This is a genomic window from Stenotrophomonas sp. NA06056, from assembly GCF_013364355.1.
In the GTDB taxonomy this organism is placed as follows: Bacteria; Pseudomonadota; Gammaproteobacteria; order Xanthomonadales; family Xanthomonadaceae; genus Stenotrophomonas.
This window is the reverse complement of record NZ_CP054931.1, coordinates 1,444,315-1,470,921: the sequence shown is the minus strand read 5'-3', so window position 1 is coordinate 1,470,921 and position 26,607 is coordinate 1,444,315. Positions and strand designations below refer to the sequence as shown.

General features: G+C 66.1%; 24 protein-coding genes. 13 read left to right on the top strand and 11 right to left on the bottom strand.

Annotated elements, in window-relative coordinates; genetic code table 11:
* Positions 1-188 precede the first annotated feature (188 nt).
* A complete protein-coding gene (locus tag HUT07_RS06440; protein ID WP_176020224.1) occupies positions 189-1,706 on the bottom strand; it encodes a fumarate hydratase in 1,518 nt (505 codons plus the stop codon).
* A 148-nt stretch (positions 1,707-1,854) separates the two neighbouring features.
* On the opposite strand from HUT07_RS06440, the gene HUT07_RS06435 reads away from it, so the two are divergent.
* The 4 genes from HUT07_RS06435 to HUT07_RS06420 all read left to right on the top strand — a co-directional run bounded on the left by HUT07_RS06435 (position 1,855) and on the right by HUT07_RS06420 (position 6,375).
* A complete protein-coding gene (locus HUT07_RS06435) occupies positions 1,855-2,751 on the top strand; it encodes an RNA polymerase sigma-70 factor (RefSeq protein WP_176020223.1) in 897 nt (298 codons plus the stop codon).
* 36 nt (positions 2,752-2,787) lie between these two features.
* Positions 2,788-3,237, top strand: a complete 450-nt coding sequence (locus HUT07_RS06430) for a carboxymuconolactone decarboxylase family protein (protein ID WP_176022489.1) — start codon at positions 2,788-2,790, stop codon at positions 3,235-3,237.
* A gap of 425 nt (positions 3,238-3,662) precedes the next feature.
* The gene (locus HUT07_RS06425) at positions 3,663-5,516 is read left to right on the top strand and encodes an ABC transporter ATP-binding protein (protein WP_176020222.1); all 1,854 of its coding nucleotides are present in this window, start codon (positions 3,663-3,665) and stop codon (positions 5,514-5,516) included.
* 79 nt (positions 5,517-5,595) lie between these two features.
* Positions 5,596-6,375 carry a ferredoxin--NADP reductase gene (locus tag HUT07_RS06420; protein ID WP_176020221.1) on the top strand — a complete coding sequence of 260 codons (780 nt, stop codon included), beginning with the start codon at positions 5,596-5,598 and terminating at the stop codon, positions 6,373-6,375.
* 93 nt (positions 6,376-6,468) lie between these two features.
* Here the strand turns inward: HUT07_RS06420 and HUT07_RS06415 are convergent, their stop codons facing one another.
* Positions 6,469-6,948, bottom strand: a complete 480-nt coding sequence (locus HUT07_RS06415) for a glutathione peroxidase (protein ID WP_176020220.1) — start codon at positions 6,946-6,948, stop codon at positions 6,469-6,471.
* Positions 6,949-7,109: 161 nt separating this feature from the next.
* Between HUT07_RS06415 and HUT07_RS06410 the strand changes: the two genes are divergently transcribed.
* Complete coding sequence (locus HUT07_RS06410) at positions 7,110-9,275, top strand: M3 family metallopeptidase (protein WP_176020219.1); 2,166 nt, start codon at positions 7,110-7,112, stop codon at positions 9,273-9,275.
* 102 nt (positions 9,276-9,377) lie between these two features.
* Here the strand turns inward: HUT07_RS06410 and cfa are convergent, their stop codons facing one another.
* The 3 genes from cfa to HUT07_RS06395 are packed head-to-tail and all read right to left on the bottom strand — an operon-like array spanning position 9,378 to position 11,736.
* Positions 9,378-10,496: a cyclopropane fatty acyl phospholipid synthase gene (gene cfa / locus HUT07_RS06405; protein ID WP_176020218.1), complete on the bottom strand. Its 1,119-nt coding sequence runs from the start codon at positions 10,494-10,496 to the stop codon at positions 9,378-9,380.
* 19 nt (positions 10,497-10,515) lie between these two features.
* Positions 10,516-11,397: a DUF3298 and DUF4163 domain-containing protein gene (locus HUT07_RS06400; RefSeq protein WP_176020217.1), complete on the bottom strand. Its 882-nt coding sequence runs from the start codon at positions 11,395-11,397 to the stop codon at positions 10,516-10,518.
* Between the two features lie 36 nt (positions 11,398-11,433).
* Positions 11,434-11,736: a GNAT family N-acetyltransferase gene (locus tag HUT07_RS06395; RefSeq protein ID WP_089236171.1), complete on the bottom strand. Its 303-nt coding sequence runs from the start codon at positions 11,734-11,736 to the stop codon at positions 11,434-11,436.
* A gap of 214 nt (positions 11,737-11,950) precedes the next feature.
* Here HUT07_RS06395 and HUT07_RS06390 point away from each other — a divergent pair, with 214 nt between their 5' ends.
* The gene (locus HUT07_RS06390; RefSeq protein ID WP_176020216.1) at positions 11,951-12,112 is read left to right on the top strand and encodes a hypothetical protein; all 162 of its coding nucleotides are present in this window, start codon (positions 11,951-11,953) and stop codon (positions 12,110-12,112) included.
* Between the two features lie 58 nt (positions 12,113-12,170).
* On the opposite strand, the gene HUT07_RS06385 is transcribed toward HUT07_RS06390, so the two are convergent.
* Both HUT07_RS06385 and HUT07_RS06380 read right to left on the bottom strand, forming a co-directional pair.
* Positions 12,171-12,797 carry a rhomboid family intramembrane serine protease gene (locus tag HUT07_RS06385; RefSeq protein ID WP_025876742.1) on the bottom strand — a complete coding sequence of 209 codons (627 nt, stop codon included), beginning with the start codon at positions 12,795-12,797 and terminating at the stop codon, positions 12,171-12,173.
* Between the two features lie 7 nt (positions 12,798-12,804).
* Positions 12,805-14,370 carry an oligopeptide:H+ symporter gene (locus HUT07_RS06380; protein WP_176020215.1) on the bottom strand — a complete coding sequence of 522 codons (1,566 nt, stop codon included), beginning with the start codon at positions 14,368-14,370 and terminating at the stop codon, positions 12,805-12,807.
* A gap of 162 nt (positions 14,371-14,532) precedes the next feature.
* On the opposite strand from HUT07_RS06380, the gene HUT07_RS06375 reads away from it, so the two are divergent.
* Positions 14,533-15,369: an endonuclease/exonuclease/phosphatase family protein gene (locus tag HUT07_RS06375; protein WP_176020214.1), complete on the top strand. Its 837-nt coding sequence runs from the start codon at positions 14,533-14,535 to the stop codon at positions 15,367-15,369.
* A 98-nt stretch (positions 15,370-15,467) separates the two neighbouring features.
* Here HUT07_RS06375 and HUT07_RS06370 read toward each other — a convergent pair whose 3' ends face one another.
* Positions 15,468-16,079: a superoxide dismutase gene (locus tag HUT07_RS06370; protein WP_089236174.1), complete on the bottom strand. Its 612-nt coding sequence runs from the start codon at positions 16,077-16,079 to the stop codon at positions 15,468-15,470.
* Positions 16,080-16,302: 223 nt separating this feature from the next.
* Here HUT07_RS06370 and HUT07_RS06365 point away from each other — a divergent pair, with 223 nt between their 5' ends.
* Both HUT07_RS06365 and HUT07_RS06360 read left to right on the top strand, forming a co-directional pair.
* Entirely contained in the window at positions 16,303-16,758 is a 456-nt protein-coding gene (locus tag HUT07_RS06365; protein ID WP_176020213.1) for a ribonuclease domain-containing protein, read from the top strand.
* Positions 16,755-17,168: a barstar family protein gene (locus HUT07_RS06360; protein ID WP_176020212.1), complete on the top strand. Its 414-nt coding sequence runs from the start codon at positions 16,755-16,757 to the stop codon at positions 17,166-17,168. Before HUT07_RS06365 ends, HUT07_RS06360 begins: the two co-directional genes overlap by 4 nt.
* Before the next feature lie 119 nt (positions 17,169-17,287).
* On the opposite strand, the gene HUT07_RS06355 is transcribed toward HUT07_RS06360, so the two are convergent.
* A complete protein-coding gene (locus tag HUT07_RS06355) occupies positions 17,288-19,045 on the bottom strand; it encodes a hypothetical protein (RefSeq protein WP_176020211.1) in 1,758 nt (585 codons plus the stop codon).
* A gap of 10 nt (positions 19,046-19,055) precedes the next feature.
* Positions 19,056-19,655: an NfuA family Fe-S biogenesis protein gene (locus HUT07_RS06350; protein WP_049466593.1), complete on the bottom strand. Its 600-nt coding sequence runs from the start codon at positions 19,653-19,655 to the stop codon at positions 19,056-19,058.
* A gap of 90 nt (positions 19,656-19,745) precedes the next feature.
* Here HUT07_RS06350 and HUT07_RS06345 point away from each other — a divergent pair, with 90 nt between their 5' ends.
* From HUT07_RS06345 to zupT, 3 genes are all read left to right on the top strand, one after another.
* Entirely contained in the window at positions 19,746-20,096 is a 351-nt protein-coding gene (locus HUT07_RS06345) for a 4a-hydroxytetrahydrobiopterin dehydratase (protein ID WP_089236179.1), read from the top strand.
* Entirely contained in the window at positions 20,093-20,509 is a 417-nt protein-coding gene (locus tag HUT07_RS06340) for an energy transducer TonB (protein WP_176020210.1), read from the top strand. The genes HUT07_RS06345 and HUT07_RS06340 overlap by 4 nt, the downstream gene beginning before the upstream one ends.
* Before the next feature lie 97 nt (positions 20,510-20,606).
* Positions 20,607-21,416 carry a zinc transporter ZupT gene (gene zupT / locus HUT07_RS06335; protein WP_176020209.1) on the top strand — a complete coding sequence of 270 codons (810 nt, stop codon included), beginning with the start codon at positions 20,607-20,609 and terminating at the stop codon, positions 21,414-21,416.
* Positions 21,417-21,962: 546 nt separating this feature from the next.
* Here zupT and HUT07_RS06330 read toward each other — a convergent pair.
* Positions 21,963-22,937, bottom strand: a complete 975-nt coding sequence (locus HUT07_RS06330) for an RluA family pseudouridine synthase (protein WP_176020208.1) — start codon at positions 22,935-22,937, stop codon at positions 21,963-21,965.
* 406 nt (positions 22,938-23,343) lie between these two features.
* Here HUT07_RS06330 and HUT07_RS06325 point away from each other — a divergent pair, with 406 nt between their 5' ends.
* Positions 23,344-26,580 carry an Rne/Rng family ribonuclease gene (locus HUT07_RS06325; protein ID WP_176020207.1) on the top strand — a complete coding sequence of 1,079 codons (3,237 nt, stop codon included), beginning with the start codon at positions 23,344-23,346 and terminating at the stop codon, positions 26,578-26,580.
* Positions 26,581-26,607: the final 27 nt, after the last annotated feature.

Sequence of the window (26,607 nt, the reverse complement as noted above, 5' to 3'; positions counted from 1 at the left end):
CCGGAAGAACGGGATTCGCCCACCGGTCCGCCGCAACTGGCAGCGCATCTGATGGGCTCGTGGACACTGCCCCTTCCCGGGCAATGCGCACACCCTAGCAAAGCAACGCAACTGCAGGCGTTAAAAGAAGAACGGCGCCACCAGGGCGCCGTTCTGCCATCGGACAGGCGTGGATGATGCCGCGCCGATCACTCCACCACGACGGGAATCTTGCCGATGCGGGCCTGCCATTCGCGAGGGCCGGTCTTGTGCACCGACTCGCCGGTGGAATCGACGGCCACGGTCACCGGCATGTCTTCCACGGTGAACTCGTAGATCGCTTCCATGCCCAGGTCGGCGAAGCCGACGACCTTGGCCGCCTTGATCGCCTTGGACACGAGGTAGGCCGAACCGCCGACGGCCATCAGGTAGGCCGACTTGTGCTTCTTGATCGCTTCGATCGCCGCCGGGCCGCGCTCGGCCTTGCCGACCATGCCCAGCAGGCCGGTCTGTGCCAGCACCTGTTCGGTGAACTTGTCCATACGGGTGGCGGTGGTCGGACCAGCCGGCCCCACCACTTCGTCGCGCACCGGATCGACCGGACCGACGTAGTAGATGAAGCGCCCCTTCAGGTCGACCGGCAGTTCCTCGCCCTTGTTGAGCATGTCGACCATGCGCTTGTGCGCGGCGTCGCGGCCGGTCAGCAGCTTGCCGTTGAGCAGCAGGGTCTGGCCCGGCTTCCAGTTGGCCACGTCTTCCGGGGTGACCGTGTCCAGATCCACGCGGGTGCCCTTGGAGGCGTCGTAAGTCAGCTTCGGCCAGTCTTCCAGCGACGGCGGGTCCAGCATCACCGGGCCGCTGCCGTCCAGGGTGAAGTGCGCATGGCGGGTGGCGGCGCAGTTCGGAATCATCGCCACCGGCAGGTTGGCAGCATGCGTCGGGTAATCATTGATCTTGATGTCGAGCACGGTGGTCAGGCCACCCAGGCCCTGCGCGCCGATACCCAGCGCGTTGACCTTCTCGTACAGCTCCAGGCGCAGCTCTTCAATGCGGTTGGATGCACCACGGGCCTGCAGCTCGGTGATGTCGATCGGTTCCATCAGCGCTTCCTTGGCCAGCAGCATCGCCTTCTCGGCGGTGCCACCAATGCCGATGCCGAGCATGCCCGGCGGGCACCAGCCGGCGCCCATGGTCGGCACGGTCTTCAGCACCCAGTCGACGATGGAGTCGGACGGGTTGAGCATGGCGAACTTGGTCTTGGCTTCCGAACCACCGCCCTTGGCGGCGACGATCACCTCGACGGTATTGCCCGGCACCACCTTGACGTTGACCACGCCCGGCGTGTTGTCCTTGGTGTTGATGCGCTTGCCGGCCGGATCGGCCAGCACCGAGGCGCGCAGCTTGTTGTCCGGGTACAGGTAGGCGCGACGGATGCCCTCGTTGGCCATGTCCTCCACACCCATGGTGGCGTCATCCCAGCGCACGTCCATGCCGATTTCCAGGAACACGGTGACGATGCCGGTGTCCTGGCAGATCGGCCGGTGGCCTTCGGCGCACATCCGCGAGTTGATCAGGATCTGCGCGATCGCCTCCTTCGCTGCCGGCGACTCCTCGCGCTCGTAGGCGGCGGCGAGGTTCTTGATGTAGTCGACCGGGTGGTAGTACGAGATGTACTGCAGTGCGTCGGCGACGGACTGGATGAGGTCTTCCTGCTTGATCGATGTCACGGATTGCTCGCTTGCTGAAGGCTGGCGGGGGTAATCCGCCCATTTTACCCCCTCCCTCGACCGCGGGGTGGCAGTGGCGGCCACTGGCCGGCAAGATCTGACCCTTGCCCTCTGTCACGCCACGCCTCACTGGCGCGTCCTTGCCCACATGAACGCCGAATCCGCTTTCCACACCCACCGGCCGCGCCTGATGGCCCTGGCCTACCGCCTGCTGGGCAGCCGCAGCGACGCCGAGGACGTGGTGCAGGACGCCTGGCTGCGCTGGGCCGGCAGCGATACGACCACCATCGTCGACCCCGAGGCCTGGCTGGTCACCACCACCACCCGCCTGGGACTGGACCGGCTGCGCGCGGCCAAGCGTGAACGCGCCCACTATGTCGGGCCGTGGCTGGCGGAACCGCTGGCGGTGAGCCTGGAACCCGACCCGGCGCCCGGCCCGGCCCAGCTGCACGCGCTGGCCGACGACGTTTCGGTGGCCTTCCTGACCCTGCTCGAACAACTGGGCCCGGAGGAGCGCGCCGCCTTCCTGCTGAAGGAAGCCTTCGACCACGACTACCGCGAAATCGCCGAACTGATCGGCCACAGCGAACCCAACTGCCGGCAGCTGGTGCACCGCGCCCGGCAGCGTCTGCTGGCCGGGCGGCCGCGATTCAATGCCGATGCCAGCCAGCACCGGCAACTACTGGCGCGTTTCATGGAGGCTTCCCAGGTTGGCGACAGCGAAGCGATCCAGGCCTTGCTGCATGCCAACGCGCTGCTGGTCTCCGATGGCGGTGGCGTAGTCACCGCGGCGGTGCGACCGCTGCTGGGCGCCGAACGCATCGGCCGCCTGTTCTGGGCCATCGCCCGCCGCGGCGCAGTGCATCCGGCACAGCTGGGCTACGTCAACGGCGAACCGGCCATCCTGCGCTTCCACGGCGACCGCCTGCACTCGGTCACCACCATCGAAGTGGTCGATGGCCGCATCGCCAATGTCTACAGCGTGCTCAATCCGGAAAAACTGCCGACGGCTGTCACGCATGCGGACACTGCGGCGTCCTTGTAATGAAAGGCGGCCATGGTGGCTGCCGTGGAGCTGAAGATGTCCGACCATGCCTCTCCCCGCGTTCCCTACACCCGCCTGGCTGCCGAGGCCTTCAAGGGCCTGCTGGCTACCAGCAAGGCGGTCCATGACAGTTCGATCGACCCGACGTTGATGGAACTGCTGTTCCTGCGCGTCTCCCAGCTCAATGGCTGCGGCTACTGCATGGACATGCACGGCACGGCGCTGCGCAAGGGCGGTATCGAGCCGCGCAAGCTCGATACGCTGCCGGCCTGGCATGAAAGCCGGTTCTTCGACGAACGCGAGCGCGCCGCGCTGGGTTGGGCCGAGGCGCTGACCCGGCTGACCGACGGTGCACCGTCGCAGGAAGCGTTCGACGCGCTGGCGCCGCACTTCGATGAGAAGGGCATCAGTGACCTGAGCATGGGTATCGCGGTGATCAATGCCTGGAACCGGTTGGGCGCGGGCCTGCTGCCGCCGCTGCCGTAAGAGGGTTCTGTTGGCCGGGCTGCCGCCCGGCACCCGCCTGTAGTGCCGGCCGCTGGCCGGCAACCTCAACAGCAACAGCAACTTCAAAAGCTGGCTTCCTGAGGGATGGCGGGGTGGATCCGGTTGCGGGAGACGCCGTAAACCCGTCCTTGGGGGCTTGGCAGCCGCATCCATGCGGCTGACACTCCCGCAACCGGACCCACCCCGCCTTCGACAGTTTCCCGCGGCCTGTCGGTACGGCATCCCGCTTTGGTAGGTGTCGACCTTGGTCGGCACGGTAGATCCACGCCATGCGTGGATGAAGGAAACCGGTAGATGTCGCGTTTGCTCGACCGCTGCTGAAGGTTCGAGGGGAAGGTTGATTGATGGAACGGGACACCCTGCCCTGACCCCATCTGCACGTATCAGGCGCGCACAATGGCGACATGCCTGCTGCCACCGAAAAGAAACCCAGCCTGCGTCAACGCTTCAAGGCCATGCGCAACCTGCCGCCGTTCCTGCGCCAGGTGTGGCAGACCAGCCGCGCCCTGACCCTGGCCAGTCTTGGCCTGCGCCTGATCCGCGCGCTGCTGCCGGTGGCGATGCTGTATGTCGGCAAGCTCATCATCGATACCGCGCTGCACCTCAGCCAGCATGATGCCGGCTTCCCACCGCTGGGTGAGGCCCTGTCCAGTGGACTGCTCACTCCACTGCTCGGCCTGTTGGCTCTGGAACTGGGCCTGGCCATTGCCTCGGACCTGCTCGGCCGCCTGGTCAGCTATGCCGATGCCCTGCTGTCGGAACTGTTCGCCAACGCCACCAGCGTGCGCTTGATGGAGCACGCGGCCACCCTTGACCTGGAGGACTTTGAGGACCCGGACCTGCAGGACAAGCTGGACCGTGCGCGGCGCCAGACCATGGGCCGGATGAACCTGATGAGCCAGTTGTTCGGCCAGGTGCAGGATGCCATCACCGTCGCCAGCCTGGCCGTCGGCCTGCTGGTCTATGCGCCGTGGCTGATCCTGCTGCTGGCGCTGGCGCTGGTGCCGGCCTTCATCGGCGAGTCGCACTTCAATGCGGCCGGCTACAGCCTCAACTTCCTGTGGACGCCCGAGCGCCGCCAGCTGGACTACCTGCGCCAGCTCGGCGCCAGTGTGGAAACGGCCAAGGAAGTAAAGATCTTCAACCTGCATCGGTTCCTGGTCGACCGCTACCGCAGTTTGTCGGCAGCGCTGTTCCTGGCCAACCGCGCGCTCGCCCGGCGGCGTGCGTTCTGGGGCACCTTGCTGGCCGCACTGGGCACGCTGGGCTACTACACCGCCTACGCCTATATCGCGTGGCGTACGGTGCGCGGTGATTTCTCCATAGGTGACCTGACCTTCCTCGCCGGCAGCTTCCTGCGTCTGCGCCAGTTGCTGGAAGGCCTGCTGATCGGGTTCTCGCAAGTGGCCAGCCAGGCGTTGTACCTGGACGACCTGTATTCGTTCTTCCAGATCGAACCGGAAATCCACTCGCGCAAGGACGCGGTGCGCGTGCCGCAGCCGATCCGCGAGGGCTTCGTGTTCGAGGACGTGGGCTTCCGCTATCCCGATGCCGAGCAATGGGCCGTGCGCCACCTCGATTTCCAGCTGCGCGCGGGCGAAGTGCTGGCGCTGGTCGGTGAGAACGGTGCGGGCAAGACCACCCTGGTGAAGCTGCTGGCACGCCTGTACGAGCCCGACGAAGGCCGCATCCTGCTCGATGGCCGCGACCTGCGCGACTACGACCTGGACGATCTGCGCGCCAATCTCGGGGTGATCTTCCAGGACTTCGTGCGCTACAACCTCAGTGCCGGCGAGAACATCGGCGTCGGCCAGGTGGAAGCGATGGACGACCACGCGCGGATCACCGATGCCGCCCGCCGCGGCATGGCCGAGGAAGTGATCGCGGCCCTGCCCGCCGGCTACGACCAGCAGATCGGCCGCCGCTTCAAGCAGGGCGTGGACCTGTCCGGTGGCCAGTGGCAGAAGATCGCCATTGCCCGCGCATGGATGCGCGATGCACAGGTGATGATCCTGGATGAGCCCACCGCGGCGCTGGACGCCCGTGCCGAGTTCGAGGTGTTCCAGCGGTTCAGGGAGTTGGCGGATAATCGCACTGCCGTGCTGATTTCCCATCGCTTCTCTTCGGTGCGCATGGCCGACCGCATCCTGGTGCTGGCTGATGGCCGGATCGAGGCCAGCGGCACCCACCAGCAGCTGATGGCCCAGGGCGGCCGCTATGCCGAGCTGTTCGAGCTGCAGGCGGCCGGTTACCGCTGAGAACGCCTCTCGTTCCGCCTAATGAGAACCTGTCTCATTTGAGATAGAATTGTCCCGACGACTTCCGATAGATACGCCCATGTCCTCCGCTTTCGGCGCCGAAACGGTGCTTGAGGTCCGCCACTGGACCGACGCCTACTTCAGCTTCACCCTCACCCGTGACAGCGGTTTCCGCTTCGAGAACGGCCAGTTCGTGATGATCGGCCTGGAGACCGAGGCGCGGCCGCTGCTGCGCGCGTACTCCATCGCCAGCGCCAACTGGGAAGAACACCTGGAGTTCTTCAGCATCAAGGTGCAGGACGGCCCGTTGACCTCGCGCCTGCAGCACATCAAGCCGGGCGACAAGGTACTGGTCGGCAAGAAGCCCACCGGCACCTTGCTGATCAGCGACCTGCACCCCGGCAAGAACCTGTACCTGCTGGGTACCGGCACCGGCATGGCACCGTGGCTGTCGGTCATCAAGGACCCGGAAACCTACGAGCGCTTCGAGAAGGTGATCCTCTGCCATGGCGTGCGCTACGAAAAGGACCTGGCCTACCGCGACTACTTCGAAAAGGAACTGCGCGAGCATGAGTTCCTGGGCGAGATGATCGGCGACAAGCTGCTGTACTACCCGGCGGTGACCCGTGAGCCGTTCGCCAACCAGGGCCGCCTGACCCAGCTGATGGAAAGCGGCGAAATGCAGCGCACCCTGGGCCTGCCGGAACTGAGCCCGGAGAACGACCGCGCGATGATCTGCGGCAGCCCGCAGATGCTGGCCGACCTGCGCAGCGTGCTGGACAGCCGCGGCTTCCAGACCTCGCCACGCATCGGTACACCCGGCCACTACGTGTTCGAGCGCGCGTTCGTCGAGAAATAACGCATCGCATCTGTAGAGCCGAGCCCGCGCTCGGCTCGCGCGCAGCACGCACACGCCGTCCGCCTGGAAACGCAGCCGAGCATGGGCTCGGCTCTACAACAGTGCTTCGATGCCGCCGCGCAGCTGCTCCGGCTTGGTGGTCGGCGCATAGCGATCCACCACCTGCCCGTTGCGATCGACCAGGAACTTGCTGAAGTTCCACTTGATGCGGGCGATGCCCAGCAGCCCGCGCTTTTCGTGCGACAGCCACGCCCATAGCGGGTCGGCGCCCTCGCCGTTGACCTCGATCTTCTGCGACAGCGGGAAGCTGACCGGGTAATCGATCGAACAGAACTGGCGGATCTGCGCGGCATCGCCTGGTTCCTGCGCGCCGAACTGGTTGCAGGGAAAGCCGATCACCACCAGGCCGCGATCACGATATCCCTGCCACAGCTGTTCCAGCCCGGTGTACTGCGGGGTGAAACCGCACTTGCTCGCCACATTGACCAGCAGCAGCGCCTTGCCGCGGTACTGCTCCAAGGCCTGAGGCTGGCCGTCGAGGTCGCGGAAGCTGAAATCGTAGGCGGTGGTCATGGCGGCTGGCCTGGGGGCGGTGTTCTGCATGGTACCCGGGCAGCCACCCATGGGGTGGCTCTAATGCGGGGCGGCTTTGCCTGCATGCCTTTTGACACAAGTGCCCGGCCCTGCCGCCGGGTTACCCTCGGGCCCTTGTTTGCCTTACCGGAGTATCGACCTTGACCACCCGTCTTGCCCTTGCCGTGGCCATGACCCTCGGCCTTGCCCTGCCCGCCTATTCGGCCAGCGCCGCCACCCCGGCCGCCGCCAACGCCCAGCAGGCCAATCCGTTCTTCGCCGACAGCCCGCTGCCGCTGCATTTCCCGCAGTTCGACAAGATCAAGGACAGCGACTTCGCCCCGGCGTTCGACGCCGGCATGGCGCAGCAGCTGAAGGAAGTGGAGGCGATCGCCAACACCAAGGCCAAGCCGACCTTCGACAACACCATCATCGCCCTGGAAAAGAGCGGTGACACCCTGGACCGCGCGACCACCGTGTTCTTCAGCCTGGTGGGCGCCGATACCAACGACACCCGCAAGAAGCTGCAGGCCGACTACTCGGCGAAGTTCGCCGCGCACAGCGATGCGATCGCGCTGAACGGCAAGCTGTTCGCGCGCATCCAGGCGCTGTATGACAGCCGCACCACCCTGGGCCTGGACGCTGAAGGCGTGCGCCTGGTCGAGAAGTACTACGACAACTACGTGCGCGCCGGCGCCAAGCTGTCCGAGGCCGACAAGGCCACGCTGAAGAAGATGAACGCCGAGCTGGCCAACCTGGGCACCAAGTTCAGCCAGAACGTGCAGTCGGAAGTGAACGCTTCGGCGATCACCGTCAACGACGTCAAGGAACTGGACGGCCTGTCCAAGGAACAGATCGCTGCCGCCGCCGAAGCCGCCAAGGCCCGTGGCCTGGACGGCAAGTACGTGATCACCCTGCTCAACACCACCGGCCAGCCGCCGCTGACCAACCTGGCCAACCGCGCGCTGCGCCAGAAGATCTACGAAGCCTCCACCACCCGTGGCAGCCGCGGCGGTGAGTTCGACAACACCGCGCTGGTCGCACGCATCATGCAGCTGCGCGCCGACAAGGCCAAGCTGATGGGCTTTGCCAACTTCGCCGCCTACAACCTGACCAACCAGACCGCCAAGACCCCCGAAGCGGTCAATGCGATGCTGGGCAAGCTGGCACCGGCCGCGGTGGCCAATGCCAAGCGCGAAGCCGCCGACCTGCAGGCGATGATCGACCAGGAACAGAAGGCCGCCGGCAAGCCGACCTTCAAGCTGGAACCGTGGGACTGGGCCTTCTACAGCGAGAAGGTGCGCCAGGCCAAGTACAACTTCGACGAGTCGCAGCTGAAGCCGTACTTCGAAATGAAGAACGTGCTGGAGAACGGCGTGTTCTACGCGGCCGGCCAGGAATTCGGCCTGAGCTTCAAGCAGCGCACCGACCTTCCGGTCTACCACGATGATGTCACCGTCTATGACGTGTTCGATGCCGACGGCAGCCAGCTGGCGATCTTCATCTTCGACCCGTACGCACGTGCGTCCAAGCGCGGTGGTGCATGGATGAACTCGTATGTCTCGCAGTCCAAGCTGACCGGCTTCAAGCCGGTGGTGGCCAACCACCTGAACATCCCCAAGCCGCCGGCCGGCCAGCCGACGCTGCTGACCTGGGATGAGGTGAGCACCACCTTCCACGAGTTCGGCCACGCCCTGCACGGCATGTTCTCGAACGTGAAGTACCCGTACTTCTCGGGCACCGCGGTGCCGCGCGACTTCGTCGAGTTCCCCTCGCAGGTCAACGAAATGTGGGCCGACAACCCGGCCATCCTGAAGAACTACGCCAAGCACTACCAGAACGGTTCGGCGATGCCGCAGGCGCTGCTGGACAAGGTGCTGGCCGCGGCCAAGTTCAACCAGGGCTTTGCCACCACCGAGTATCTGGGCGCGGCGATGCTTGACCAGCGCTGGCACCAGATCGGCCCGGACCAGGTGCCGGCCGCCAAGGACGTGATGGCCTTCGAGCGCGCCGCGCTGGAGAAGGACGGCATCTACTACGCGCCGGTTCCGCCGCGCTACAAGACCCCGTACTTCAGCCACATCATGGGCGGCTACTCGGCCGGCTACTACGCCTACATCTGGTCGGAAGTGCTGGACGCCAACACCCAGAAGTGGTTCCGCGACAACGGTGGCCTGAGCCGCAAGAACGGCGACCACTTCCGCGCAACCCTGCTGTCCAAGGGTGGCAGCGTGGATGCGATGCAGCTGTTCCGCGATTTTGCCGGCCACGAGCCGCAGATCGAACCGCTGCTGGAGAAGCGTGGCCTGACCGGCGCTGGCAACTGATCGCCGGCACCGTAGCGTGAAACGAAAACCGCCCGGGCGACCGGGCGGTTTTTTTGTGCGGCATCCCAGTAGATCCACGCCATGCGTGGATGCTCCCAGCAATCAACGCGGTGCCACATATCCCCCCGGCACTCCGTGCGGTGACAGCACCAGCTGCCACAACTGCGCATGCCGACTGCGGAACGTCGCCATCGATCCAGCCAGGTAGAACCGCCACAGGCGACGGAACCGCTCGTCATAGCGCCGCGCATCCAGTGTCGGCCACGCTGCTTCCACATTGCGCCGCCACGCCTGCAGGGTCAGATCGTAGTCGGTGCCGAAGTTGTGCCAGTCCTCCAGCACGAAGCGCCTTTCAAATGCGCGACTGATCTGCGCCGCCGACGGCAGCATCGAATTGGGAAAGATGTAGCGCGCGATCCATGGATCGGTGCGATGGCGCGAGATGTTGGTGCCAATCGTGTGCAACAGCAGCAGCCCGCGCGGCGACAGGCAGCGCCGTGCCACATCGAAGAAGCTACGGTAGTTCTTGTCGCCGACGTGCTCGAACATGCCGATGGAGAACACCGCATCGAACGGCTCGTCCAGTTCGCGGTAGTCCTGCAGCCGGATCTCGATCGGGAGGCCCGCGCACAGATCACGCGCGTAGTCGGCCTGCTCCTGAGAAATGGTGATGCCCACGCCACTGACACCATGGCGCTCAGCGGCGAATTTCAGCGCTTCGCCCCAACCGCAGCCGATATCCAGCACGCGTTGCCCCGGGCGCAACCCGAGCTTGCGGCACACCAGATCAAGTTTGGCTTCCTGCGCCGCATCCAGATCGTTGGCGTTGCGCCAATACCCACAGCTGTAGACCAGGCGCCGGCCGAGCATCGCCTGGTACAGATCATTGCCCAGGTCATAGTGGCGGCGGCCGACTTCATAGCTGCGCTGCCCGGCCTGCAGGTTGAACAGGCGCGCCTTCAGGGCGTCAGCCAGCTCGCGCCAGCCGTGCACCCGTTCGTCCAGGTGCGCCTGCATCAGGTGGAACAGGAATTCATCGAGGACGTTGGCGTCCCACCAGCCGTCCATGTAGCTCTCGCCCAGCCCGAGCGAGCCGTGCGCCATGACCCGCGCGAAGAAACGCGGATCATGCACCTGGATATCCTGCGGCCGGGTTCCATCGATCTGGACCCCGGCTTCGTGGAGCAGGCCGGTGACCCGCTCCTGCAACCCTGTGTCCACGCCACCTCCTCGTCTACGGTTACCCGCGTGCGAACAGCTCCACGTAGTCTTTGGCCACGTGCGGCAACACGACCGAGGCCGGCACGTCAGCGGTCTGGGTACCGTCCGAGTATGGACCCACCTGGTAAGGCGGGAACACGAAGCGCAGCGCGGTGATCTGGCCCTTGTCGTCGGTCAGCGGCTGGAACTGGCTGAAGTTGTCGGCCTGCGGACCGGTGCCGTCGGCGATCATCCGCGAGGCATTGCGCAGCGATTCCTGCAGCTGCGACGGGTCCATGTCCTCGCCGCTGAGGCGGGTGGCCACACGCTCACGCAGCTGGTCGGCGACGAAATCGCTGATCGCCTTCCAGCCCTTGGCATCGGTCACCAGCTTGTCGGCGCTCAACATCTGCTGCTGCGCCGGCAGCCACACGAAACGTGCAACCAACGGTTCGCCGTGGGCGCCACCGGTGTAGCGGCTGCCGTCGGCACTGACCACCACCAGCTGCGGCGTTTCCAGCAGCTTCTCGAAGCTCAGCGACAACTCATAGGGCATGGTCGGCTTGTCGTTGCCCAGCCCGTCCAGCGCCTGCTGCAGATCGCCGCGGGCGGACGTGGCATAGGCCTGCAGCGCGCGTGCCAACCCCGGATAGCGATCAATGCCAGCCGGGTAGCTGATGCCGACCACTTCACGCTCATTGTTCTCGATCACATCGCGCAGATCCAACGGCGCTTCCGCTGCGGGCGTCTCGGCGGTGGCTGTGGCTTCGGCCGCAGGCGCGGCGTCGGTGGCAGGTGCCGCCTCGTTGTCACGCTGGCAACCGGCCAGCAACAGCACGCCCATAGCGCCGGCCAGCACGCTGGCGTGCAGTGGCCGGTTGTTTCCAATCTTCATCGGGATCCCCTGTTCATGTTCATACATCATCGCCTGCCTTGGCTGAAGCGTGGCCCGCTGGATTCAGCCCACAAGCAGATCGTGATACTCCTCGTGCCGCTGCAGGAAGGCCTCGGCATAGGCGCATGCCGGCACCACCTTGTACTTCTGCTCCCGGGCGAAACGCAGTGCGACCCGGGTCAGCTCACCGGCAATGCCACGGCCCGCAATCGGCTCGGGCACTTCGGTATGGGTGATGACCATCCGCCTGCGTTTGATCTGGTAGTCCAACAGTGCCACCTGTCCGCGCACGCGGGCGGTGAAACGGTGGTTGACCTGATCATGTTCGACCTCGTAAGCCAGACCGGGGGGCGTGACCGAAGCCATGGGACTGTCTCCTGCGGCGACTGCGTGGATGGTGCGCAGGCGGGCGCCATGATCGCGTGAAGCCTGAACAGGGGCAAGTCAGCGCCTGCTGCGTCAGTTGTTGCCCTCAAGCTGCAGCCCGGGCGGCCGCTAACCCCTTTGCAGGGGTGCGCCAGACTGGCATGACCCTTGCGACAGTTGATGTTGATCAAGCGCTCTGCCGTGGAGGCCCGCGATGCACCCCAGCGATTCCCATCCCGATACCGATCACGCCCTGCTGGAGGGCCTGCTGCAACTGGCCGTGGAGGGACAGACCGAAGACCAGGCATTCCAGAGCATCGGCGAGGAAGTGTTCTCCCGCCTGCTGGATACCTACGGTCAGGAAACCCGGGCCTGACCCGGAGCGGGGCCGCAGCCCCGGGGGTCGGATCCCGTGGATCCGACCCCGGCCACCCTCAACCGCCTCCGAGGCGGAAGGTCGGGTTGGACAGCTCGCGCAGGAAGTGACTGAAGATGCTCGGCTGCATGGCCAGCATGAAGATCACGCCGAACGCCGCACCGGCCAGGTGTGCGCTGTGGTTGATGCGGTCGCCGCCGCGCTTGTCCATCCAGATGCTGTAGCCGACGTAGAACGCGGCATAGACGATCGCCGGCGCCGGGATGAAGAACACCAGGATGATCGACCACGGCTTGATCAGGATGAAGGCGAACAGCACCGCCGACACCGCCCCGGACGCACCGAGGCTGAGGTAGTTCGGGTTCTTCTGGTTCTTCAGGTAGCTGGGCAGGATCGAGACCAGCAGCGCACCGACGTAGAACGCCGGATAGACCAGGTAGCTGCCGGTCAGCTGCACCATCACGCTCTCGATGAATCCCCCGAAGAAGAACAGGGTGATCATGTTGAAGATCAGGTGCGACCAGTCAGCGTGGATGAAGCCATAGGTGATCAGGCGGTCATACTGGCGATGGCGATCCACCGCCGGCGGCCACAGGATCAGGCGGTCGGCCAGCTTGCGGTTGTTGAACGCCATCCACGACAGGATGGCGGTGATGGCGATCAACAGCAGATTGACGGGGGTCATGTCAGGCTCAGGCGGTGCGGTAGTTGTCGACCATACGATAGCGTTTCGCGTACCAACCGAAGGCCAACGCCGCGACGAAAGCGAACCCGGCGAAGAAGAACATCAGGAAGGCCGCCTCGCTCAAGCCCGTGCTGGCGATCTGGTGGGTGACCGTGTCATTGCGCACGGCTGCATTGGACAGCAGCACCCACAGGTTGCCGATGGTGGTGGTCAGGTTCCAGAAGCTCATCACCACGCCCTTCATCGCCTGCGGTGCCTGGCTGTAGGCGAACTCCAGACCCGTGGCCGAGACCAGCACTTCGCCGAAGGTCAGCAGCGCGTACGGCAGCATCTGCCAGAAGATCGACATCGCATTGCCACCGTCCATCACCACCTGGATGCCGCCGACCACGATCCAGGCCAGGCCGCTGAACGCGATGCCGGCGGTCATGCGGCGCAGCGCGGTCGGCTCGAAGCCGAAGCGGCGCAGGGCCGGGTACAGCACCAGGTTGTTGAACGGAATCAGGATCATCACCAGCAACGGATTCAGCGCCTGCATCTGCGAGGCGGTGAACCAGCTCGGCATCTGCATCTGCTGGCCCTGCAGCACCCAGGTCGAGGCTTTCTGGTCGAACAGTGAGAAGAACGGCGTGGTCAGGGCAAAGATCACCAGCACGCGCAGCACCGAGCGCACGCCCTCCACGGCTTCAGCCGGGTGCTGGCCGCGGGCGCGGTCCAGCTGCAACCAGGTACCGCCGCCGACACCGGCCAGGATCGACACCAGCGCCAGGCACAGGCAGATCACGATGCCCAGCGAGCCGACCAGGCCGAACGAGGCGACAGCCAGCACCAGCCCAGCCACGGCAATGGCCAGACCCGGACGGCCCTGACCGGCGACGCGCGCGGTCAGTGCGGTGCGCACCACATTGGCGAACGAATGCGGGTCCTTCGGCGGCAGCGGCACCAGCACGTAGCGCTTGCGGCCCAGCCAGAACACGAAGGTGGCCACGAACATCAGGATGCCCGGAATGCCGAAGGCCCACTGCGGGCCCCAGTTCTTCAGCACCAGCGGGATCAGCAGCGAGGCGAACAGCGAGCCGAAGTTGATGATCCAGTAGAAGGCGTCGAAGACGATCTTGGCCAGGTGCTTGTTGCTCTGGTCGAACTGGTCGCCCATGAACGAGGCCACCAGCGGCTTGATGCCACCGGCACCCAGCGCGATCAGGCCCAGGCCGAGGAAGAAGCCCTCACGGCTGCCCTCGAACAACGCAAGGCACAGATGGCCCATGCAGTAGACCAGGCTGAACCAGAGGATGGTGTGGTACTTGCCGAAGAACTTGTCGGCCAGCCAGCCACCGAGCAGCGGGAAGAAATACACGCCGATCATGAAGCTGTGCATGATGTCCTTGGCTTCACCGGCACGACCTTCCGCAGTGATTTCCTGCAGCAGCAGCGAGGTGATCAGGAACTGCACCAGGATGTTGCGCATCCCGTAGAAACTGAACCGTTCGCAGGCCTCATTGCCGATGATGTACGGGATCTGGCGCGGCATCTTTCCCTGGCCGGCGATGGGGGCGACTGCGTCGTGGCTCATCCTGTAAGGCATTCCTGCAAAACGAAAGGCGCAAGAGTACCGGAACCTGTGCGTGCGAAGCACGCTGCAGGGCTGCATGACAGCCGCAGCAAAGCATGGCAGGCATTTCCAGCCCTGCCGGAAGTCACGGAACCTGCACGGTAAAAGCGTAAACTTATCGTTATGCGCCCCCTGCCCTTCGCCCGCATCCTGCCCAGCTGCCTTGCCCTCATGCTGGCCGTGCCTGCGCTGGCCCGGCCACAGGCGCCGCCGGCCACCAGCCTTGCCACCGAAGTGCGGCAATTGACCGTTGCCGCGCTGGAACTGCCCAGCCGTGACGAGGGCCAGTGGAAGCAGCGCCGCGAACAGGTGCTGCAGCTGCTGACCGATCTGCAGCCGGATGTGATTTCGGTGCAGCAGGTATTGCAGCAGCAAGGGCGCAATCCGGCCTGCTGGTTGGCCAGCCGTCTGCGCTACAGCTGCGATTTCGTCACCGCGGACCCGCCGAGCCAGCCGGTCCGGCATGGCAACGCCATGCTCAGCCGGCTGCCGGTCAGCGAGGACGGGGTCACCCTGCTGCACCCGCCGGGCACCTTCAGTGCCGCCGGCATGATGCGCCTGCGCCTGGGCGACAACGACGTCAACGTCTATGTCGCACGCCTGCGTCCGGAGCCCGATGAGGCCACGGCCCGACAGCATCAGACCAGCGACCTGATGACCTGGATCGGTGCCACGGCGGAAGGCATGCCGAGCCTGATCGCCGGGGATTTCTCCGCCAGCACCGTGGAGCTTGTGCGCGGCACACCTGGCTTCCAACCGTCCCGGCGCAGTCCTGGCGCACCGGCGGCCAGCGGCGGTGGAGCCAGTGGCCATGGGTTGGATGTTCTGTTCCAGGTCAAGCACTTCGGCGGCATCCGCCAGCAGGCGATCCTGCTGCCCGCCGATGGCGATCTGCCCGGCCTGCGCCTGGGTGTGATGGCGACGCTGCGGCTGCAGGATGTGCCCGCCACCACCGAATGAGAACCATGAGGTTGCCGGCCAGCGGCCGGCACTACCGATGCGCAAACGAAAAGGCCGGGGTCTCCCCCGGCCTTTTCGCGTTCACGCAGGCGCTGCGATCAGGCGATCGCTTCCTGGTAACGACGCTCGACTTCGTTCCAGTCGATGACGTTGAAGAACGCGCCGATGTATTCCGGACGACGGTTCTGATACTTCAGGTAGTACGCGTGTTCCCACACGTCCAGACCGAGGATCGGGGTATTGCCTTCCATCAACGGGCTGTCCTGGTTGCCGCTGCTCTCGACCACGACCTTCTTGTCCGGGGTCACGCTCAGCCACGCCCAGCCACTGCCGAAACGGGTCAGCGCGGCCTTGGTGAAGGCATCCTTGAACTTGTCGAAACCGCCCAGGTCCTTGTCGATCGCCTTGGCCACATCACCGACCGGGTTGCCGCCCGCGTTCGGCGCCATCACGGTCCAGAACAGCGAGTGGTTGGCGTGGCCGCCACCGTTGTTGCGCACCGGGCCCTGCAGGTTCTCCGGCAGCGACTTCAGCTTCTTCACCAGTTCTTCGACCGGCAGGTCGGCGTATTCGGTGCCTTCCAGCGCAGCGTTGACGTTGTTGATGTAGGTCTGGTGATGCTTGGTGTGATGGATTTCCATCGTCGCCGCATCGATATGCGGTTCCAGCGCGTCGTAGGCGTAGGGCAGCTTGGGCAGGGTGTAGGCCATGATGCATCTCCTGATAGCGAGGGCACCCGACGGCATCGTCGGGCGGTGCGCGGTGAATGATGGGGACAGACCGCCAGATTACCAAGGGGGATGTAAAGGAAATTGCGTCCTGCAGGTGAGCATGCCGGCAATTGTTACCCGGAGGTGACGCAGCGCGCGGCCTCATGCAGGGTGCAGCGCGCAGGCGCTACAGTGGGCACACCACCCTCGCCCGCCTCTGCTCATGCGCAACCCCCGGCTGTTGATCACCGCCATCGCCCTGCTGTTGCTCGGCCTGGTCGCCAATCATTTCCTGCAGCGGCCAGCGCCGCCGCAGTTCGCGCCTGACCTGCAGGGCACGCCGGCCGCCAGTGCTCCGGCAGTCCGCAACAGCGGCAGCGACAGCGCCCTACCCACCTTCCTGCCGGCCGAAGCCCGCCAGACCATCGCACTGATCCAGCGTGGTGGTCCGTTCCCGCACCGCCAGGACGGCAGCACCTTCGGCAACCGCGAACAACGGTTGCCACAGCGACCGCGTGGCTACTACCGCGAGTACACCGTCGACACGCCGGGTGCAGGCAACCGTGGCGCGCGACGCATCGTCACCGGTGGCACCCCGCCAGATGCCTGGTACTACACCGATGATCACTACGAATCGTTCCGCAGCTTCACTCTACCGGCCTCCGGAGAACGCCCATGAGCCATGATGATTTCGGCCTCGGCCTGCATGACATCAACAATGCCGGCGTCTACGCGATCGACAGCTCGGATATCAGCGCACTGTCGGCAGCGATGCGCGATGCCGACCTGAAGGTGATCCGGATCGATCTGGATGGCGTGAGCGACAAGCGCACCTTGCTGGCACGGTTGGCCGCCCAGCTTGATTTCCCCGCCGGCTTCGGCGGCAACTGGGATGCACTGGCCGACAACCTGCGCGACCTGCAATGGTTGCCGGCCAATGGCTATGCGCTGTTCCTGGCCGATGTCGATGCCCTGCGCGCAGGGGCTGGCAAGGAGTTCGACACGCTGCTGGACATCCTCGATGAAGCCAGCCGTGACTGGGTGGGCCGCGACGTCCCGTTCTGGGTGTTCCTGTCGCAGAGCGCGTGACCCGGTAGAGGCCGGCCTTGGTCGGCATGCCGTGCCCCCGCGCAGGGATCATCCACGCATGGCGTGGATCTACTGTGCATCCGACCGGGTAGATCCACGCCACGCGTGGATCCGCCGCCCTACCGGCTGCCGTTATCTTCCTGCAGCTCTTTCTTGAACGGGATATCCGGCGGCGGACGCGCCACGGCGGGCTGGTCCTGCATGTTCGGATTGGTGAGACCACAGCCGCCACCGGCCTGCAGGATCGAGATCACGCAGGAAATCTTCGTACTGGTTCCCGGCAACGGAATCTCCATCGCCTTGACGCCCTTGCGCACCCATTCGGCGAGCAGCGATTCCTGCGGCACCCAGTATTTGTCGAACGATGTGGGCGTGTAGTCGTACGGCGGCCGCTTAAGCCACCTGCCGGACTCGGCAATGCGTTCCTTGCTCCAGCCATCATTGGCTCCACCGGGTGCGCCACGCTCGGCCTTGCCGCCCCCGTCCTGGCCGGCCACGCGTACGCTGCCGTCGGCATTGAACAGGCCCTCGCCCTTGCCGGCACTGGCCTGCGCAGCGCCCTGATTGGCGCCGTCGCGATTGCGGCTGGAGGCGCCCCAATCGTCACCGCGTGCAGGTGTCGCCCAGTTGCCCGGGGTCGGCGCCGGGCGTGCGCCCGCCTGCGCGGAGGCCGCGCTGGTCGCTGCTGGACGCGCCGCACTGGTGTCGTTCCGGGCTGCGCTACCGGCTGGCGCCGGTGCAGGCGTCGTCGCACTGCCGGCCGACGTCGACACTGCCGGAACCGGAGCGGCTGCAACCTCCCGTTCGCGCACCTGCACCTCGCGACCGGCAGGCGCACGCACGGTGGGCTCGCGCCCCGCGACAGTGGCCATGCGCACCTGCGGATCGGTCATGGCCTGAACTTCGCGTTCGCGCACCTGCACCTCACGCTGCGGCACGCGCACCGGGATGTCGGTGGTACGCAGGGTCTGCGACGCCACCGGCGCTTCGACCGTGGCGATTTCGCGTTCCTGCACCTCCACATCGCGCACGCGCGGCGCCTGCACGGCCACCTCGGGCGTGCGTACCGGCGTTGGCATCGGCGTCGCCTGCACCGGCTGCACGCTGCGCTCGCGCACGGTCGGGACGGTATCGCGCGGAACGATGCTGACCTCGGTCCGTGGCGGCGCCATCGGTGGCACCACGAAATCGGTGGTGGCCTGCGCCACTTCGGTGGCCTGCACCGGTGAGGGCGGCGGTGCAGCAATCGGTGCAGGCTCGACCTCGGGCGGTGGCGGCACGCTGGCGGTCGGCGCTGTAGCAGCCGTGGCGGCAGAAGCCGGCGCAGGTTCAGCCGGCTGCGGGCGCGGCGCGGTGGCAGCTCCCGCCTCCTGTCCTGCGGCCGTGGCACCGGCGGCCGCAGCGGCAGCCGCTTCGGTACCGGCCTGGTCGCCGCCGCCTTCCTGCGCAGCACGGCCGACGAATTCAATCTGCACGCGGTCACCCTCGCTGCCCTGCTCGTCCGGCGAAGATGTGCGGATCACCGCCACCCACAGCAGCAACAGGAAGAACAACAGATGCAGCAGCGCGCTGAGCAGCGCCGACGTCCAGCGCATCCAGCGCTGGTCACGAGGCGCCGGATCCCAGTCCTGCCAGAACAGACGACGCAGGGACGCCCATGGCCCCAGCGCCGGCAATTGTCCCGGCGGCCCGGGCAGCGGCCGCGGCAGCAGCACCGCGATCAGGTCGCGTGCGTGGAAGGAAGGTGGCAGTGGCGTCAGCGTCCGCAGCCAGATTGCCCAGCCATACGGCAGGCCGGTCTTCTTCTCGAGGATGGGGGGACGCTGCTGGCGCGCCAGCAGCAGGTCGATGAGTTGCTCGGCTCTGGGCAGAGGCACGCGTTGGCGATCAGGCGGCGTTGCCGCGCGGAATATACGGTGCGTGGCCGCTGTCGTGATCGGTAGCGTCACGCACGGCGGTTACGCCGGGCACACGGCCCATCAAGGTCTTCTCGATGCCCTGCTTGAGGGTGACGTCGGCCATGCCACAGCCCTGGCAACCACCACCGAAGCGCAGCAGTACCACGCCGTCGGCCGAGACTTCCTGCACGGCCACCTTGCCGCCGTGCGAGGCGAGCTGCGGATTGACTTCGTTTTCCACCACCCAATGCACGCGCTCGACCAGCGAGGCGGCATCGCCGGGCGCTTCGCCCTTGATCCGCGGCGCCTTGATCGTCAGCTGCTGGGTGCCGGCGGTGCCGGGCACGATGTCGATTTCCGCGCCATCGAGCCAGCCAACGCTGGTAGCGTCGACATAGAGCGTGAAGCCATCGCAGTCCACCGCCCACTCGTCGCCGAGCAGGTCGGTCGGCTCGGCGAACTCCAGCCGGGCATCGGCGCGCGGGGTGCCGGGGTCGACCGCACTCAAGCGTACGCCCATACCGGGCACGCCCTCGCGTTCGATCAGCTTGCGGAAATGGGTCTGGGCAGTGTCGGAGATCTGGATCATCAGGCTATTCTAGCCAAGTAAGCGTCAGCCGCTCATTCGTTTTATACACCGGCCGGCGCATTGTTCAGTCAACACGAGGTGGAGGAACCCATGGCCGACCTGATTCCGCTGGCACAGGCGCATTGCGTGCCGCGCAAGGGCAGCGACCACAAGCTGGGCGAGGCCCGCCTGGCCGAACTGCTGCCGCAGGTTCCCGGCTGGGAGCTGGCCGAGGCCGGGCAGGCGCTGGTGCGCACATTCCGCTTCAAGGACTACTACGCCACCATGGCCTTCGTGAACGCACTGGCCTGGATTGCCCACGGCGAAGACCATCACCCCGACCTCGGCGTCCATTACGACCGTGCCGTCGTTCGCTATTCCACCCACGACGTGGGCGGCCTGAGCGAGAACGACTTCATCTGCGCAGCGAAGACTTCGGCCCTGACGGAGCAACTGAAATGAACGTGCGATTGCTGAGCCTGTCCCTGCTTGCCGCGACCAGCCTGGCCGGCTGCGGCACCTCCGAGCCGCCGGCAGCGCCGGCTGCGGCCCCCACCGAGGTGGCCGCAGTGAAGACGCCGCCACCGCAGTACCCGCTCGAGCTGGCCTGCACCGGCGTGGGCGGCACCAGCACCTTCAAGGTGGTGATCGGTACCGACGGCAAACCCAGCGAGGTCACCCTGCTGACCGGCGCGGGCAACCCGCAGCTGGACGAGCTGGCCAAGACCGCCGTGCAGGGCTGGCAGTTCAAGGCCGCCACCCGCAATGGCGAGGCCGTGCCGGCCACGATCCAGGTGCCGGTCAGCTTCAACCCGCCACAACCCAAGCCGGACCAGTGCTTCGCCATCGAAGAAAGCCTGCGCCGCGGCGGCTGATCGCCTGCCGCTGACGAGGCCAGCCGACGCCCGCCTCGCCTTTGCCGCCCCGGCCCGTGCCGGGGCGATTGCTTGATGACAAGGAACGCGTCGGTACATGCTGCAGATCCCCCCCGAAAACATCTGGATCGCCCTGGCGGTCACCCTCGCTGCGGGCCTGGCCACTGCCATCGGCAGCCTGCTGGTGCTGTTCTCGCGCCGCCCCAACCCGCGCCTGCTGGCCTTCGGCCTGGCCTTTGCCGGCGGCGCGATGGTGTACGTCTCGCTGTCGGAGATCCTCAACAAATCCATCGCCTCGTTCGCGCTGGCCTATGGCGAGCGCACCGGGTTCACCTACGGAACGCTGGCGTTCCTGCTGGGCGTGGTGGTGATCGTGCTGATCGACCACTTCATCCCGAATCCGCATGACAGCCTGGACAAACAGGACCCCACCTTCCGCGACAACAGCCGCGAGTATCTGAAGCGGGTCGCCTTGCTGACCTCGATCGCGATCACCGCCCACAACTTCCCGGAGGGGCTGGCGACCTTCTTCGCGACGCTGGAAAGCCCGTCGGTGGGCATGCCGCTGGCCTTCGCCATTGCCATCCACAACATCCCCGAGGGCATCGCGATCGCGGTGCCGGTGTATTTCGCCACGCAGAACAAGTTCTACGCGTTCTCGGCCAGCCTCTTGTCGGGCCTGGCCGAACCCGTGGGCGCGGCGCTGGGCTACTGGCTGTTGTCAGGGTCGCTGTCGCACGCCACGTTTGGTTGGGTGTTCGGACTGATCGCCGGTGTGATGGTGTTCCTGGCCCTGGACGAGCTGCTGCCGGCGGCCAAGCGTTACGCCAAGGGGCATGAAACGGTCTACGGCCTGGTGGCCGGCATGGGCACGTTGGCGATCAGCCTGGTGCTGTTCAAGTGGTGAAGGGTTTCCGGCCAACGGGCTGAGCCCCCTCGCGGCTGGCAGAGCGGCATTCTGCGGTTGGGCCAGGCGAGGTGGGCTTGCGGGGGACGCCGTAAACCCATCCATGGGGGCTTGGGCGCGCCATCAATGGCGCTTACACCCCCGCAAACCCACCTCGCCCGGCCTCTGACAGGCTACGTGCATGCCAGCCGCGCAATGAAAGAATGAAAAGCGAAGCCCGCGCTGCGCGCGTGAGTCGAGCACGGCTCGACTCTACAAAGGTTGCGTGCGGCCACGGGTCTACGCTGCGGCTGTCAGGCCCGCCTTGTAGCGAGCCGAGCACCGCAGGTCCGGCGAGGGCGAAGAGGCGCGGGTGTCTGAGCGCAGCGAGTTCCGCGCCGCCCCTCGCCGGAGCGAGGAGCACAGGGCACCGGCGCGCAGCGCCGGCTCGCGGATGGCGGCGTGTTTCTTTGGTTACTTTCTTTGCACGAGCAAAGAAAGTGACAAGCCCATTCATCGCAGGGAAACGACGGCGACAGCCAAGCGCCCGGCGCCGCCGAACTGCCGTCAGCGGAGTCGATCCAGCGCCTCGACCAGCTCTTCCGCCAGTGGCGCGCTCAGCACATACGGGCTCTTGCCGTCGTCCAGCGCGAACTCCAGCGACGCCGCATGCAGGAACAGACGTTTCAGCCCGATCTGCTCACGAAGCCGCTTGTTGACCGCAGGATCGCCATATTTGTCATCTCCGGCCACCGGATGACCCAGATGCTGGGCATGCACGCGGATCTGGTGGGTGCGGCCGGTTTCGATCCGCACTTCGCAGTAGGAATGGCCGCCCTTGCGCTCCAGCACCCGGAAGTGGCTGATGGATTCCTTGCCGATCGCGTTGACCTGCACATGGCGCTCGCCGCCCTGGCGCAGGCCCACGTGCAACGGCGCATCGACCGTCATCACACCGTCCGGCATGCGCCCGGCCAGCAGGGTCAGGTAGCGCTTGCGGATGCCTGCGCCGTGGTCTTCGCGCAGCAGCGCCTGCAACTCGCTCAACGCCGAACGCTTCTTGGCCACGATCAGCAGGCCGGAGGTATCGCGGTCCAGCCGATGTACCAGCTCCAGGGTCTGCCCGGGGCGCAGGGCGCGCAGGGTCTCGATCGCGCCAAAGCTGATGCCGCTGCCGCCATGGCTGGCGACGCCGGTCGGCTTGTTCAGCGCCAGCAGGCGGGCATCTTCGAAGACGATGGCCTGCTCCAGCCGACGCATGAAGGCCTCGGGTGGCCCAGCCTTGTCTCCTTCTTCAGTGAGACGAACCGGTGGTATCCGCACTTCGTCGCCGGCCTCCAGCTTGCGCTCGGCCTTGGCTCGCCCGCCATTGACGCGCACCTGGCCACTGCGGACCAGCTTGTAGACCAGGCTGCGCGGGGCGCCCTTCAGCTGGCCGAGCAGGAAATTATCCAGCCGCTGGCCGGCGCGGTCGGCCGGAACGGTGATCATGCGCACGGAAGGCTTGTCGCCGGCCGGCTTGGTGGGGTCTTGTGCAGTCATCAGCCTGTTTATTCTGTTACACTCGGGGGGCGAGATAAGGGATTGATTTCGTTGGAAGTTACTCAGGGCCAGAAGCCCAGCTTCCGACGAATCCGGCACAGTGCGCGACCACCGCCCGCGGGGCGGCCATGTTAGCGGCTCACCGGCGTTCCCGGCCATCGCCGATTGCCTGACACGCAGTCGCGCTGAACATGTCCCGTGCGGCGCTCCAGCCTGGCTGACAGCTGCCGCCGGCCCTGCAACACCCAAAACCAGAAAATTGAAGCGCTCCCGCGGCCTGCCGTGGTGTCGTAGCGCTGGAAACCCAAGCCGCCCTCCCCGCGCTTGCGCGAATGGGCGGCGAGCCGTGTCCAGAGGCGAAACCCCATGGCGTTCCGCGCGGTAGCCGCTTGCGAGGAACGCAACAATGAAGCGAATGCTGATCAACGCCACGCAGGCTGAAGAGCTGCGCGTTGCCATCGTGGATGGCCAGTCGTTGTATGACATCGACATCGAGCAGCCGTCCAAGGAACAGAAGAAGTCCAACATCTACAAGGGCCGGATCTTCCGCATCGAGCCCTCGCTGGAAGCGGCCTTCGTTGAATACGGTGGCGGCCGCCATGGCTTCCTGCCGCTGAAGGAAATCTCCCGCGATTACTTCCAGGCCGGTGTCGACCACAACAAGGCCGGCATCCGCGAGCTGCTGAAGGAAGGGCAGGAAATCGTCGTCCAGGTGGACAAGGAAGAGCGTGGCAACAAGGGCGCAGCCCTGACCACGTTCATCTCGCTGGCCGGCCGCTACATGGTGCTGATGCCGAACTCGCCGAGCGCCGGCGGTGTCTCTCGTCGCATCGAGGGCGAAGACCGCGCCGCCCTGAAGGACGCCCTGGACAAGCTGAACATCCCTGATGACATGGGCGTGATCATCCGTACCGCCGGCGTCGGCCGCGATGCGGAAGAGCTGCAGTGGGATCTGGATTACCTGCTCAACGTCTGGCGCGCCATCGCCGAGGCCGCCCTGAGCAAGCCGGCCCCGTTCCTGATCTACCAGGAATCGCGCCTGATCGTGCGCGCCCTGCGTGACTACCTGCGCGCCGACATCGGCGAGATCCTGGTGGACACCGAGGAGATGTACGAGCACGCCCGCGAATTCATGCAGCAGGTGATGCCGCAGACCCTGCGCAAGCTCAAGCATTACAAGGACGACATCCCGCTGTTCAACCGCTTCCAGATCGAATCGCAGATCGAAGGTGCCTACGAGCGCAACGTGCGCCTGCCGTCGGGCGGCTCGATCGTGGTTGACCAGACCGAAGCCCTGACCGCCGTCGACGTCAACTCCTCGCGCGCCACCAAGGGCAGCGACATCGAGGACACCGCGTTCCAGACCAATCTGGAAGCGGCCGAGGAAGTAGCCCGCCAGCTGCGCCTGCGCGACCTCGGCGGCCTGGTGGTGATCGACTTCATCGACATGGCCTCCAACAAGCACCAGCGCGAAGTCGAGAACCGCCTCGCCAACGCGTTGAAGTACGACCGCGCGCGCGTGCAGGTCGGCCGCATCTCGCGCTTCGGCCTGCTGGAAATGAGCCGCCAGCGCCTGCGTCCGAGCCTGGGCGAATCCAGCCAGATCGTCTGCCCGCGTTGCGACGGCCATGGCCGCATGCGCAGCGTCGAGTCGCTGTCGCTGTCGATCATCCGCGTCGCTGAAGAGCATGCGATGAAGGAGAACACCGGGCAGGTGCTGGTCCAGGCCCCGGTGGAGATCGCCAATTACCTGCTCAATGAAAAGCGCAGCGCGTTGCGCGAGATCGAACGGCGCCACGAAGCGCCGATCGTGATCGTTGCCGACGAGCAGCTGCACACCCCGCATTACACCGTCACCCGCCTGCGCGACAACGAACTGGGCGAAGAAAGCGGCAGGCCGAGCTACCAGCGCGGCACTCCGCGCAAGCTGCCGGTACACGCGCTGACCAAGGGCCAGCTGAACATCCCGCCGCCGATGGTGACCCAGGTCAAGCACAACTCGCCCGCCCCGGTACGCGAGGAAGTGGAACCGACCGTGGCACCCGCACCGGCACCGGTGGCCCCAGTGGTTCCGGCTGCCGCCGCCAGCGGCGGCGTGGTTGGCTGGTTGAAGCGCATCTTCGGCGGCGAGCCGGCACCGGCTCCCGCACCGGCACCTGCTGCACGCCAGCCGCAGCAGGATGGCGGCCGCCGTGACCGCAACAAGGATCGCAACAAGGACCGCAAGGACCGCCGCGAGGACAGCCGTGGCAACGGCGGCAATGGCAATGGCAATGGCAACGCGCAGCAGCAGAAGGATGGCGGTAACCGCAAGGACCGCGGTGAGCAGCGCAAGGACGGCCGCAACGGCGGCAACCAGGCCAATGGCAACGCCCAGCAGCACCCGCAGCAGCAGGGCAAGCCGAAGGATGCCCAGCAGCCGCAGCAACAGAACAACAAGCCGCGCAACGAACAGGGCCAGGGTCAGGGCCAACAGCAGCCGAAGCTGAAGCAGCCGAAGCAGCCGCGCCCGCAGGACGGTGACAAGCCAGCCGAGAAGCCGCAGCGTGCTGCTGCCGAAGCCCCGGCCGATGTCGTGACCGCAGCAGCTGCCGTGGCTACCACGACCGCGGTTGCGGCCACCGTCGTAGTGCAGGAAGAAAAGGCATTGGCATCGACCGCCGTCACCGAGAACGTGGTCGACACTGCCGCGGTCGTGGACACCGCCGCCGCGGCCGAGGTCGTGGTTGCGACCGGCGCCACCGAAGAGACTGCGGCCGATGCCGCAGGTGATCAGGCCGGCGAAAGCGCAACCCGCCGCCGCCGTGGCCGTCGCGGTGGTCGTCGTCGTCGTCGTGGCGGTGCCGAGAACGCCGCAGGCGGCGACGTGCTGGGAGATGAGCTGGACGACGGCGATGACGCCGAGGGTGACGACAACGACGGCGATTCCGTCGAGCAGACGGCCCAGGCTCCGGTGAATACCCCGGTTGCCGTCGCGCAGCCGTCGCGTTCGCAGCCGGAATTCGATTTCGATGACGAAGTCGAACCGGCCGCCGCTGATGCCGGCAAGCCGGCACGCGCCCCGGTTGCAGTGGCCGCTGCTGTTGCTCCAGTCGCAGCCGTGAGCAGCGCCGTAGTCGTCGATGCAGTCGCTCCGGTGGAAGCCGTTGCCAAGGCCGAACCGGCCCCGTCGCCAGTCCAGACCAGCATGCTGGATGCCATCGATGCAGCGACGCCGGTACAGCCGGCTTCTGAGGCACCGCCGGTGGTCGAGACCGCTGCGGTGGTCGAAGCAGCCCCGGCCGCTGAACCGACCGTGGTGGTCGAAGCACCCCCGGCCGTTGAACCGGCTGCGGTGATCGAAGCCGCCCCGGTGGTCGAGCCGAAGCCGGTGGTAGCCGAAATTGCACCGGTGGTTGAAGCCACTCCGGCCGTCGAACCGAAGGCCGAGGTTGAAGTCGCGCCGATCGTCGAGCAGCCGGCAACCGCGGTGGCTGTCGAAGCCGCGCCAGTGGAAGCCGCTGCACCGGTGGCCGAAGCAGTGGTGGCGCCGTCGATCGACCCGGTCGCCGATGGCCATGCCGACGCTGCCGCACAGGCCGCTGATGCCCAGGCATCGGACGAAGACGAAGAAGCCGCCAAGCGCACGCCGCCGGCGAACTGATCGTTCTTTGATCGCGTAAGACGAAAA

Coding starts and splice junctions, on each gene's coding strand:
- HUT07_RS06415 (WP_176020220.1), bottom strand. CDS start 6,948: ATGACCACCGCCTACGATTTCAGCTTCCGCGACCTCGACGGCCAGCCT.
- HUT07_RS06375 (WP_176020214.1), top strand. CDS start 14,533: ATGCGCCCCCTGCCCTTCGCCCGCATCCTGCCCAGCTGCCTTGCCCTC.
- HUT07_RS06370 (WP_089236174.1), bottom strand. CDS start 16,079: ATGGCCTACACCCTGCCCAAGCTGCCCTACGCCTACGACGCGCTGGAA.
- HUT07_RS06350 (WP_049466593.1), bottom strand. CDS start 19,655: ATGATCCAGATCTCCGACACTGCCCAGACCCATTTCCGCAAGCTGATC.
- HUT07_RS06400 (WP_176020217.1), bottom strand. CDS start 11,397: ATGTATGAACATGAACAGGGGATCCCGATGAAGATTGGAAACAACCGG.
- HUT07_RS06360 (WP_176020212.1), top strand. CDS start 16,755: ATGAGCCATGATGATTTCGGCCTCGGCCTGCATGACATCAACAATGCC.
- HUT07_RS06385 (WP_025876742.1), bottom strand. CDS start 12,797: ATGACCCCCGTCAATCTGCTGTTGATCGCCATCACCGCCATCCTGTCG.
- HUT07_RS06435 (WP_176020223.1), top strand. CDS start 1,855: ATGAACGCCGAATCCGCTTTCCACACCCACCGGCCGCGCCTGATGGCC.
- HUT07_RS06380 (WP_176020215.1), bottom strand. CDS start 14,370: ATGAGCCACGACGCAGTCGCCCCCATCGCCGGCCAGGGAAAGATGCCG.
- HUT07_RS06425 (WP_176020222.1), top strand. CDS start 3,663: ATGCCTGCTGCCACCGAAAAGAAACCCAGCCTGCGTCAACGCTTCAAG.
- HUT07_RS06330 (WP_176020208.1), bottom strand. CDS start 22,937: ATGACTGCACAAGACCCCACCAAGCCGGCCGGCGACAAGCCTTCCGTG.
- HUT07_RS06395 (WP_089236171.1), bottom strand. CDS start 11,736: ATGGCTTCGGTCACGCCCCCCGGTCTGGCTTACGAGGTCGAACATGAT.
- zupT (WP_176020209.1), top strand. CDS start 20,607: ATGCTGCAGATCCCCCCCGAAAACATCTGGATCGCCCTGGCGGTCACC.
- HUT07_RS06420 (WP_176020221.1), top strand. CDS start 5,596: ATGTCCTCCGCTTTCGGCGCCGAAACGGTGCTTGAGGTCCGCCACTGG.
- HUT07_RS06345 (WP_089236179.1), top strand. CDS start 19,746: ATGGCCGACCTGATTCCGCTGGCACAGGCGCATTGCGTGCCGCGCAAG.
- HUT07_RS06340 (WP_176020210.1), top strand. CDS start 20,093: ATGAACGTGCGATTGCTGAGCCTGTCCCTGCTTGCCGCGACCAGCCTG.
- HUT07_RS06390 (WP_176020216.1), top strand. CDS start 11,951: ATGCACCCCAGCGATTCCCATCCCGATACCGATCACGCCCTGCTGGAG.
- HUT07_RS06365 (WP_176020213.1), top strand. CDS start 16,303: ATGCGCAACCCCCGGCTGTTGATCACCGCCATCGCCCTGCTGTTGCTC.
- HUT07_RS06430 (WP_176022489.1), top strand. CDS start 2,788: ATGTCCGACCATGCCTCTCCCCGCGTTCCCTACACCCGCCTGGCTGCC.
- HUT07_RS06325 (WP_176020207.1), top strand. CDS start 23,344: ATGAAGCGAATGCTGATCAACGCCACGCAGGCTGAAGAGCTGCGCGTT.